This window comes from Kitasatospora sp. NPDC059571 (genome assembly GCF_042735675.1).
Lineage (GTDB): Bacteria > Actinomycetota > Actinomycetes > Streptomycetales > Streptomycetaceae > Kitasatospora.
Genome location: NZ_JBHWBW010000311.1, coordinates 1 through 9,414, shown reverse-complemented (window position 1 = coordinate 9,414; position 9,414 = coordinate 1). Strand labels below are relative to the sequence as shown.

Annotated in this window: 10 protein-coding genes; 8 read left to right on the top strand and 2 right to left on the bottom strand. The window is 75.3% G+C overall.

Annotated elements, in window-relative coordinates; genetic code table 11:
- Positions 1-131: 131 nt before the first annotated feature.
- The 3 genes from ACFV0G_RS27415 (at position 132) to ACFV0G_RS27405 (ending at position 2,562) form a co-directional block, all read left to right on the top strand.
- The gene (locus tag ACFV0G_RS27415) at positions 132-320 is read left to right on the top strand and encodes an acyl-CoA carboxylase subunit epsilon (protein ID WP_380553434.1); all 189 of its coding nucleotides are present in this window, start codon (positions 132-134) and stop codon (positions 318-320) included.
- On the top strand, positions 317-2,215 hold the full coding sequence (locus tag ACFV0G_RS27410; protein WP_380553431.1) for an HAD-IIIC family phosphatase: 1,899 nt from the start codon (positions 317-319) through the stop codon (positions 2,213-2,215). The genes ACFV0G_RS27415 and ACFV0G_RS27410 overlap by 4 nt, the downstream gene beginning before the upstream one ends.
- Positions 2,216-2,328: 113 nt before the next feature.
- A complete protein-coding gene (locus ACFV0G_RS27405; protein WP_380553428.1) occupies positions 2,329-2,562 on the top strand; it encodes a hypothetical protein in 234 nt (77 codons plus the stop codon).
- Between the two features lie 36 nt (positions 2,563-2,598).
- On the opposite strand, the gene ACFV0G_RS27400 is transcribed toward ACFV0G_RS27405, so the two are convergent.
- Positions 2,599-3,183: a TetR/AcrR family transcriptional regulator gene (locus ACFV0G_RS27400; RefSeq protein ID WP_380553425.1), complete on the bottom strand. Its 585-nt coding sequence runs from the start codon at positions 3,181-3,183 to the stop codon at positions 2,599-2,601.
- A gap of 108 nt (positions 3,184-3,291) precedes the next feature.
- On the opposite strand from ACFV0G_RS27400, the gene ACFV0G_RS27395 reads away from it, so the two are divergent.
- Together ACFV0G_RS27395 and ACFV0G_RS27390 are read left to right on the top strand one after the other, a co-directional pair.
- A complete protein-coding gene (locus ACFV0G_RS27395; RefSeq protein WP_380553422.1) occupies positions 3,292-3,666 on the top strand; it encodes a nuclear transport factor 2 family protein in 375 nt (124 codons plus the stop codon).
- Positions 3,667-3,675: 9 nt separating this feature from the next.
- Positions 3,676-4,230, top strand: a complete 555-nt coding sequence (locus tag ACFV0G_RS27390) for a methylated-DNA--[protein]-cysteine S-methyltransferase (protein ID WP_380553419.1) — start codon at positions 3,676-3,678, stop codon at positions 4,228-4,230.
- Positions 4,231-4,264: 34 nt separating this feature from the next.
- On the opposite strand, the gene ACFV0G_RS27385 is transcribed toward ACFV0G_RS27390, so the two are convergent.
- Entirely contained in the window at positions 4,265-5,326 is a 1,062-nt protein-coding gene (locus ACFV0G_RS27385; protein ID WP_380553416.1) for an ATP-grasp domain-containing protein, read from the bottom strand.
- A 478-nt stretch (positions 5,327-5,804) separates the two neighbouring features.
- Here ACFV0G_RS27385 and ACFV0G_RS27380 point away from each other — a divergent pair, with 478 nt between their 5' ends.
- The 3 genes from ACFV0G_RS27380 to ACFV0G_RS27370 all read left to right on the top strand — a co-directional run bounded on the left by ACFV0G_RS27380 (position 5,805) and on the right by ACFV0G_RS27370 (position 9,096).
- Positions 5,805-7,229: a family 2B encapsulin nanocompartment shell protein gene (locus ACFV0G_RS27380; protein WP_380553413.1), complete on the top strand. Its 1,425-nt coding sequence runs from the start codon at positions 5,805-5,807 to the stop codon at positions 7,227-7,229.
- Positions 7,230-7,302: 73 nt separating this feature from the next.
- Positions 7,303-8,352 (top strand): family 2 encapsulin nanocompartment cargo protein polyprenyl transferase, encoded by a 1,050-nt coding sequence (locus ACFV0G_RS27375; protein ID WP_380553410.1) that lies wholly within the window; start codon positions 7,303-7,305, stop codon positions 8,350-8,352.
- A gap of 198 nt (positions 8,353-8,550) precedes the next feature.
- Positions 8,551-9,096: a SigE family RNA polymerase sigma factor gene (locus tag ACFV0G_RS27370; RefSeq protein ID WP_380553407.1), complete on the top strand. Its 546-nt coding sequence runs from the start codon at positions 8,551-8,553 to the stop codon at positions 9,094-9,096.
- Positions 9,097-9,414 lie beyond the last annotated feature (318 nt).

The window sequence follows — 9,414 nt, the reverse complement described above, 5'->3', positions numbered from 1 at the left end:
CGCCGAGACCCGCCAGGTCCTCGCCGCCTCCCTCGCCATGCTCCGCACCAAGCACGCCGACCTGCCCAGCCGCAAGCACGGCAACCCCCCGATGTGATCCCAGCGGACCGACCAGCCGAGGAGGCAGCACCGTGAACGACACCCGACCCGAGATCAGGTTCACCGCCGGCAACCCCACCCCCGAGGAGATCGCCGTCGTCACCGCCGTCCTGCACACGCTGGCCGCCCGGCCCGCGGAGTCGGCGCTCACCCCGCGGCGGATCACCTGGACCGGCGCGCTGGACTACCAGAACCCGAACTCCTGGCGCAGGGCGGCATGACCGCGGAACCGGACCGGCTGCGCACGCTGGTCGAGCAGGGGCGCGCCGCCGCGGAGTACCCCGCCGTGGCCGGCCTGCTCGCCGCCGCGTCGCGCACGGACCTCCCGAGGGCCGGCCGGCTGCTCGCCCGGGTGGACCCGGACGAGGTCCGGCGGCACCACCCCGGGGTCCGCGCGATCACGGCCGTGGTCACCGGTTCCGGCACCGTCGCCGGCCTGGTCCCGCCGCTCACCGCCGAACTCGCCCGCGGCGGGCTGCTGCTGGCGCCCGTCCTGACCGACTTCGACCGCTGGGCGGAGGACCTGGCGGACACCGCCGGGCCGGCCTACGCGGACGGCACCGACGTGGTGCTCTGCGTGCTGGACGCCGAGGCCGTGCTGGCCGCACTCCCGGCTCCCTGGCGCGTCGAGGACGCCGAACGCGCCGCCGCCGACACTCTCGCCCGGCTCGACGCCCTCGCCGGCCGCTACACCGCGCACGGCACGGGCACCCTGGTGCTCAACACCGTGCCGCTGCTGCGCAGCCACACCCACCAGCTGATCGACCACGCCTCCCGGGCCCGGTTCGGCATCCTGTGGCGGGAGTTCAACATCGGCCTGCTCCGCCTCGCCGCCCGCCACGAGCGGGTCGCGGTGGTCGACCTGGACCCGCTGGTCGCCGAGGGCGGGCCGGTCCGGGACCCGCGGCTGGCCGCCTACGCCCAGGCCCGGCTGGGCGACGACCTGCTCGGCCGGTACGCCCGCGAGGTGGCGCACCTGGTCCGGTCCCGGTGCGGGCTCGCCCGCAAGGCCCTCGTGGTGGACCTCGACCGGACGCTCTGGGACGGCGTGCTCGGCGAGGACGGCCCGGACGGCATCGCCGCGGCCGGCACGCTGCGCGGCCAGGCGTTCGGCCGCTTCCAGCGGATCGTCGCCCAACTCGGCTCGCAGGGGGTGCTGTTGGCCGTGAGCAGCAAGAACGACCGGCAGCCCGTGCTGGACGTGCTCCGGGACCATCCCGACCTAGTGCTGCGCACGGACGACTTCGTCCGCATCGCCGCGGACTGGCGGCCCAAGGCCGAGCACCTGAAGGAGCTCGCGGCCGACCTCCGGCTGGGCACCGACGCCTTCGTGTTCGTCGACGACTCCCCGGTGGAGTGCGCCCTGGTCGCCGCGGAACTGCCCGAGGTGGCGGTGGTCCCGCTGACCGGCGAACCGGCCGAGCACGTCGAACGGCTGCTCGCCGACGGCTGGTTCGACGTCCCGGCGCTCACCGCCGAGGACCGTGCCCGGGCCGGCGACTACCGGACCGAGGCGGCCCGCCGCGCTGCCCTGCTCCCCGCCAAGGGCGCGGCCGCCGACGGAGGGGCCGAGCCGACGTCCGAGCAGCTCGGCGCGCTCGGCATGGCGGTCGAGGTCTCGCCGGTCCGGCCGCACGAGATCGCCAGGGTCGCCCAGCTGACCCTGCGCACCAACCAGTTCAACCTGACCGGCGAGCGGCTCGGCGCGGCCGACGTGCGGGCCGGGCGGGACGACCCGGACCGCCAGGTGCTCGCCGTCCGCTCGCTGGACCGGTTCGGCGACCAGGGCGTGGTGGGGGCGGTGTTCGCCCGCCGTACCGCGGACGGCCTGCGGATCGACAACGTGCTGCTCAGCTGCCGGGTGCTGGCCCGCGGGGTGGAGCGGGCGGTGCTCGCCGCCGTCCTGGCCGAGGCGCGGCGGGCCGGCCTCGGCGCGGTGGACGCCCTGCACCGGCCGACCGGTCGCAACCACCGGACCGCGGACTTCTACCCGTCGCTGGGATTCCGCCCGGCCGGCGAGGACGACCGCGGCCGGCGGTTCCGGCACGACCTGGCCGAGCTCCCGCAGCCGCCCGGGCACATCCGGCTGACCGCGGCCCTGGACGCCGTCGGGTAGCGCTGCCCGGGCCCTCCCGGTTTGACCGGGCGGCCGCCGCCGGGCGGTCGTACGGTGGACGGGGGGCCACCGGAATGCCCGCGACAAGGCCCGAGGCCTACGGGAGGTTGCAAATGCCCGGCTCCGTCACCATCAGCCACACCGATGCCCTGGTCATGCTCGCCCACGACGATGCGCGGCGACTGTCCGTGATGCTGGGCGAGATGTCCCGGATGCTCGGCGAGTCCGGCTCCGACCGGCTCACCGACCCCCAGGTCGGCGCGCTCGCCGAGGGCCAGGCCCACCAGCGCGAGGAACTCACCGCATGGTGCCGGAAGCTCTCCGGCTACCTGGCGGACCATCTCTGAGCCCTTCGGGGCGCCGTGCGCCGCCGCCGTCCGCCGTCAGCGGGCGGCGGCCTCCAGTGCGTCCAGCAGCGCGTCGGTCTCGGCGCCGATCGCGGCCAGCGCGGCCGTCGGGTCCGCCGCCCCGGCCAGCAGCATGCCCGCCTCGCACAGCGCCCCCAGCAGCAGGCGGGAGCGGATGCCGGGGTCGGCGCCGGGCATCGCGCGCTCGACGCCGCGGCGCAGCAGGGCGATCGAGTGCTCCTGCTCGACGGCCCGCACCTCCGGCCAGCCGAGCTGGGCCGGTCCGTCCAGCAGCAGCACCTGCCGGGCGGCCGGGTCGAGGCAGCCCTGCAGGAAGGCCCGGCAGCCGGCGCGCAGAGCGGGCCAGGGCGCCAGGCCGGCGGCGGCCCCGGCGAGGCGGCGGGCGCGGTCCTCCTCCGCCTGTGCGAAGACCGCCCGCAGCAGCGCGGTCTTGCCGTCGAAGTGGTGGTAGACGGCGCCCTTGGTGAGCCCGGCGGCGCGGGCGACGTCGTCGATCGAGGTGGCGGCGTACCCGGCCCGCCCGAACAGGTCGGCCGCCGCCGCCACGATCTGCCGGGTGGTCGCCTCCGACCGGTCCGCCTGGGTGCGTCGTCCCGCCACCGTGCCGCCTCTCTCCGTTGACGGGCATCGTAGCGGGCCGTACATTACATACCCAGGGTACGTACTTCGGGTATGTATCTGGGGCCCGTGACCGAGGGGAGAGGCACGATGCACGCACACGAGGACTTCGTCGCACGCTGGGCCGCGTTCTGGGCGGCGCCGGACCCGGCTCGCACCGGTGAGCTGAGCGCACCCGGGATCGTCCTGCACTGGCCCGGCCGGCCCGAGCCGCTCCGCGGCATCGAGGCGTGGTCGGCCCAGGTCGCCGCCGCCCTCGACCGGCTGCCCGACCTGCGGCTCGCGGTGGTCGACCACGCCGCCGGCCGGGACGGCTGCTTCATCGCCTGGCGGGCCTCGGCCACCGTGGCCGGCCGTCGGCTGGAGTGGGAGGGCGTGGACCGGATGGCGCTGAGCGACGGGCTGGTGACCGCCTCCACCGTGGTCTTCGACACGGCCGTGCTCCGCCCGCCCGCCGCGGGGTAGGTTCGCGGTATGGAGCAGCTGTCCTGGGTCACCGTCCCCACCCCGCTGCCCACCGGGCCGATGCGGTTCGCGGTGACCCCGGCCGGGGTGGCGGCGGTCTCGTACACCGGCGAGCCGGTGGCCGGACTGACCGCCGGGGTCCCGGAGTGCGCCGAGGAGCGCGTCGCGGCCGTGGTGCGCGGCCGGGTCGGCGAGTACTTCGCGGGCCGCCGCAAGGAGTTGGGGCTGCCGATCGACTGGCGGCTGGTCTCCGGGCCGCATCTCGCCGTGCTCCGCCGCCTGTCGGCCGACGTCGGCTGGGGGAGCACCATCACCTACGGCGAACTCGCTGCGCGAAGCGGGGTGTTCGAGGACGTGGCGGAACCCGGGACGGCTGCCAGGACGGTCGGCCAGATGATGGGCGCCAACCCGCTGCCGCTGCTGGTGCCGTGCCACCGGGTGGTGGCGGCCAACGGCATCGGCGGATTCGGCGGCGGCCCGAGCGGGCTGGAGACCAAGCGCTGGCTGCTCACCCTGGAGGGCGTGCTCCCGCCGACCCTCGACTGGGACGGGCCGGGCGGCTGAGCACCGCGCCGGCCGGCCCGCCCGGCCCGTCGGGTCAGCCGACGGTGGCGGCGGCGGCGCGCTCCCAGCCGCGGGCGAGCTGCCGCGGCAGTACCGGCTGCACGCCGGAGACCAGGGTGTACTCGGTGTCGATCAGGGCCGCCGGGACGGCCGGGTGCTCGCCCAGCGCCAGCTGCACCGCCGTCCACGGCAGGTTGAGGCCGCACAGCCGCAGCTGGTGCAGGCCGCCGGAGGGGCGGGTGTTGACGTCCAGCACCACCGGCCGGCCGTGGTGGTGTCGATACTGCACGTTGGAGAGGTAGCCGACCCCGAACTCCTCGACCAGCCGGCGGGTCGGCTCCAGGTAGCGCGGGTCGGTGGTGAAGGCGCGGCGGCGCCGGTCCTTGGTGCGGCCGACGGCGGTCAGCAGGCGGCCGTCCGGGGCGGCCAGGCAGTCCACCGAGACCTCGGGCCCCTCCAGCAGCGGCATCACCAGCAGGTCGGCGGGCTCGGGGTCGGCCTCCAGCGCGGCCAGCACCTGGTCGAGCTGGACCCGGGCGTCGGGGAAACCGGTCAGCCGGCGCAGGGTGAACGGCTCGCGGGTCAGCACCCGGAAGCCCTCGCCGCCCGCGCCGGTGGCGGGCTTCAGGCAGGCGGTCGAGCCGTCCGCCTCGATCTCCTCCACGGCGGCCAGCAGCTCGTCCGCGGTGCGCACGTGGCGCCAGAGCGGCACCGGCAGACCGGCCGCCGCCATCGCGGCGTAGCCGTCCACCTTGCTCGCGAACACGGCGATCGCCGCGGCCGGCGGGCAGACCAGCGCGGTGCCGATCGCCTCGAAGTCGCGCCGACGCAGGGATATCGCGAGTTGGCCCAGCCGCGGAAGAAAGACGTCTATGCTGTTGCGCGCGCAGAATTCCAGCGCGAATTCCACATAGGCCTCGGGGGAGAGCCGATCGGGTTCCAGCGAACCGAAGTCCGCGGCGGCCAGCACCGGGGAGTCCGGATCCACGTGCGTGGCATGGACCTCCACCGGTCGCGGCGCGCTGCGCAGCAGGTCGATGAAGAAGACGTTCTCGGCGTAGGTGCGGTTCAGCCAGACGCGAACGGGGGCGCTCACGGGGATCTCCCTGGAAAAGGGCGCAACGGTGGGAGGGCGCGGTCGGGGCGGCCTGCCTGCCGGCGTCTCGCCGCGCTCTTGAGGTGGCACCTTAGCGCCCGGGCCGGGCCGGGTGAACGGGGGGTGGGGGGTCGCCGGCATGTTCGGCCAACATGCCTGGAACCGCAGGGTAGTTGGTGATCGATGACGTGCTCGTGTCGGCCCGGCGCGGAATGTTTCGGTCCGGTGAATTCCGGGCCCGCGGCGGGGCTGCGCCGGGATCGCCGCCCCGATCGACTGGTCGTGTCCATGGCGGATCATCTGTGGCATATTCAGTTGCGATCGTGAATGCCTTTCGATCGCGCGATCCATTCGTACTATTTGTAGGCCCCGCTGCGCCACTCGTACGAGTGATTGCGCGCCCGGCCGAATGGGCGTCAGCATGATTTCGCACGACGGTACTTCCGGTGCGCACCTGCCTCATGCGAAGGGTTCTTCGATGTCGACCGAAACCAGCATTGGTATTCCTGGGCAGGGGGGTGCTCCGGAGGTGCGTGAGCAGTCCAGCCTGAGCACCGCCGGTGCGCGGAATCTGGCCAGCACCACCAAGTCCGCCCCCCAGATGCAGGAGATCAGCTCCCGCTGGCTGCTGCGGATGCTGCCCTGGGTGGAGGTGTCCGGCGGCACGTACCGGGTCAACCGGCGCCTGCGGCACGCGGTCGGCGGCGGCCGGGTGGGCTTCGTGAACACCGGCTCCCGGCTCCAGGTCGTGCCGCAGACCCTGCGCGAACTGCCCGCACTGCACGGCATCGAGGACGACGCACTGCTCGCCGCGCTGGCCGACCGCTGCGTCCGGCGCGACTTCGGGGCCGGCGAGGTGCTGGCGGCCGAGGGCGAGCCGGTCTCCGAGGTGCTGCTGATCGCGCACGGCCGGATCGAGCGGACGGGCACCGGCCGGTACGGCGACGCGACGGTGCTCGGCCTGCTCGCCGAGGGCGACCACCTGGGCGACGAGACGCTCGGCAGGCCGTCCGCCGACTGGGCCGAGGGCGCCCGCGCGGCCACCGCCGGCACCCTGCTCGCGCTGCCCCGCGCCGCCTTCGCGGAGCTCGCCCGCGGCTCGGCCGAGCTCCGCGGCCGGCTGGCCGCGCTGGCCGACGGCGCCGGCCGCCCGCAGAACAAGCACGGCGAGGCCGCGATCGAGCTCTCCGCGGGCCACGTCGGCGAGCACCTGCTGCCGACCACCTTCGTCGACTACGAACTCGCCCCGCGCGAGTACGAGATGAGCATCGCCCAGACGGTGCTGCGGGTGCACACCAGGGTCGCCGACCTCTACAACAAGCCGATGGACCAGACCGAGCACCAGCTCCGGCTGACCGTCGAGGCCCTGCGCGAGCGGCAGGAGCACGAGCTGGTCAACCACCCCGAGTTCGGACTGCTCCGCAACGCCGACCACGCGCAGCGCATCCAGACCCACTCCGGCCCGCCCACCCCGGACGACATGGACCAGCTGCTGAGCCGCCGGCGCGGCACCCGGCTGTTCCTGGCCCACCCGCGGGCGATCGCCGCCTTCGGCCGCGAGTGCAGCCGCCGCGGCCTCTACCCGGCCACCGTCGAGCTGCAGGGCCGCCGGGTGCAGGCGTGGCGCGGCGTCCCGCTGCTGCCCTGCGACAAGATCCCGATCGGCGCCGACAACACCACCTCGATCCTCGGGATGCGCATCGGGGAGGACAACCAGGGCGTGATCGGCCTGCGCCCGGCGAGCATCCCGGACGAGTACCAGCCGGGCCTGTCCGTCCGGTTCGCCGGCATCGACGCCACCGCCGTCATCTCCTACCTGGTCACCGCCTACCACTCGGCGGCCATCCTCGTGCCGGACGCCGTCGGCGTCCTGGAGAACGTCGACGTGGCACGGCGCGACTGACCCGTCCGCACGGACACCACGGCCCGGGGCGGCGGCCGCCGCCCCGGGCCACCACACCGAGGGGGAGGACCAGATGGGGATCTTCGCGCCCGAACGCGACCACACCGACGGGAACGAGGCGGCCGACGTCCTCGCCCGAGCCCGCAGCACCGTCGACCCGGCCCTGCACGCAGCGATCGACACCCTGCCCCCGTCGATGCGCCGGATCGCTGGCTACCACCTCGGCTGGTGGGAGGCGGACGGCACGCCCTGCGCCGCCGGTACGGGGAAGGCCATCCGCCCGGCGCTGGTGTTCGCCGCCACCCAGGCCGCCGGCGGCACCCCGGCCGTCGCCGTGCGGGCCGCCGCCGCCGTGGAGCTGGTGCACAACTTCACCCTGCTGCACGACGACGTCATCGACCGGGACCGCACCCGCCGCCACCGCCCCACCGCCTGGCGGGTGTTCGGCACCACCGAGGCGATCCTGGCCGGCGACGCCATGCACAGCCTGGCGCTGCGCGTCCTCGCCGAGGACGCCCACCCGGCGGCCCCGTCCGCCGTCCGCCGGCTCGCCGACTGCGTGGTCGAGCTCTGCGCCGGCCAGCAGGCCGACTGCGCCTTCGAGCAGCGCAGCGACGTCACGCTGGCCGAGTGCCTGGCGATGGCCGAGGGCAAGACCGGTGCGCTGCTCGGCGCCGCCTGCGCGATCGGCGCGCTGTACGCGGGGGCGGGGGAGGCCGCCGCGGACGTGCTGGACGCCTTCGGCCGGGAGATCGGGCTGGCCTTCCAGCTGATCGATGACCTGATCGGCATCTGGGGCGACCCGACGGTCACCGGCAAGCCGGTCGGGGCCGACCTCGCCGCCCGCAAGAAGTCGCTGCCCGTGGTGTACGCGCTGAGCTCCGGCACCGCGGCCGCCGCCGAGCTCGCCGCGCTCTACCGGCTGGACCGTCCGTTGAACGCCGCCGAGCTCCAGCAGGCCGCGGCTGCGGTGGAGCGGGCCGGTGGCCGTGCCTGGGCGCAGGGCGAGTCCTGCGAGCGGATGGCGTCCGCCATCGCGCACCTCGCCGACGCCGTCCCCGATCCGGCCGCCGCCGACGACCTGCTCGCACTCGCCGAGCTGGTGACCCGCCGCTCGCACTGACCGGCGCCCCCGCCGGCGTGCCGCAGAGCCGCCCGCGCCGGCCCGCCGGCGGCTCCGAACCGGCCGATTCCGGCACCCGCCGGGCCCGGTCGACCGCCCGTTCGAGAAATTCCGCCCCCGGCTGTAACGTCCCGCCCCTCCCGCCGCGTCAGAACAGATGGCAGGCGGAACGACACGGGGACGACCGGGGGCGGCGGGATGGCCAGGGGAGGCACGGCGCGCGGAGCCAGGGACGAGGAGTTCCTGGACTTCGCCGCCACGCGCAGTGGTCATCTGTACCGTTCCGCCTGCCTGCTGACCGGCGGTGACACCCATCTCGCCGAGGACCTCGTCCAGGAGACCCTCGGCCGGATGTACGCCGTCTGGCGCCCCGGCAGCAGCTGGCGCCCCGGCACCCGGCGGATCGACAACCCGGCTGCCTACGCCCAGGGCGTGCTGTACCGCACCTTCCTCAGCCACGTGCGCCGCCGCAGCTCCACCGAACGGCCCACCGGCGAGATCCCCGACCTGGCCGGTCCCGACGGCGACTCCACCCTCCGGCTCACCCTGCTGGAGGCGCTCGCCCGGATGTCCCCCCGGGACCGCGCGGTCCTGGTCCTGCGCTACTGGGAGGACGTCAGCGTCGAGGAGACCTCGGAGCTGCTCCGCTCCAGTCCCGGCGCGGTGCGCACCCAGACCTCCCGGGCCCTGGCCAGGCTGCGTACCTTGCTCGGGGACGCGCTGCACGACCTCGCACTGCGTTGAACCGACCGCCCGACCGCCCGGTGCCCGCCCGCCGGGCGCCGTTCCGCAAGCCGCCCGACCGAACGCCGCCGGCCGCCGCCCGCCACGTGCCGCCGCCCCCGGCCGGGTCCGCCCGCCCGGACCCGCCGACCCGTGCCCCCCGATCCGACCGCAGAGACGGTGAACCAGCCATGTCCGAACCGCCCGAGCTCCGAACCGAGGACGAGCTCGTCCAGCTCTTCCGGGAGACCGGCGACGCCTTCCGCCCCGACCGGCAGGGGATGGTGCTCGGTGCCGTCGCCCGCGGCCGGCGCCTGCGGCGGCGCCGGGCGGGCGCTG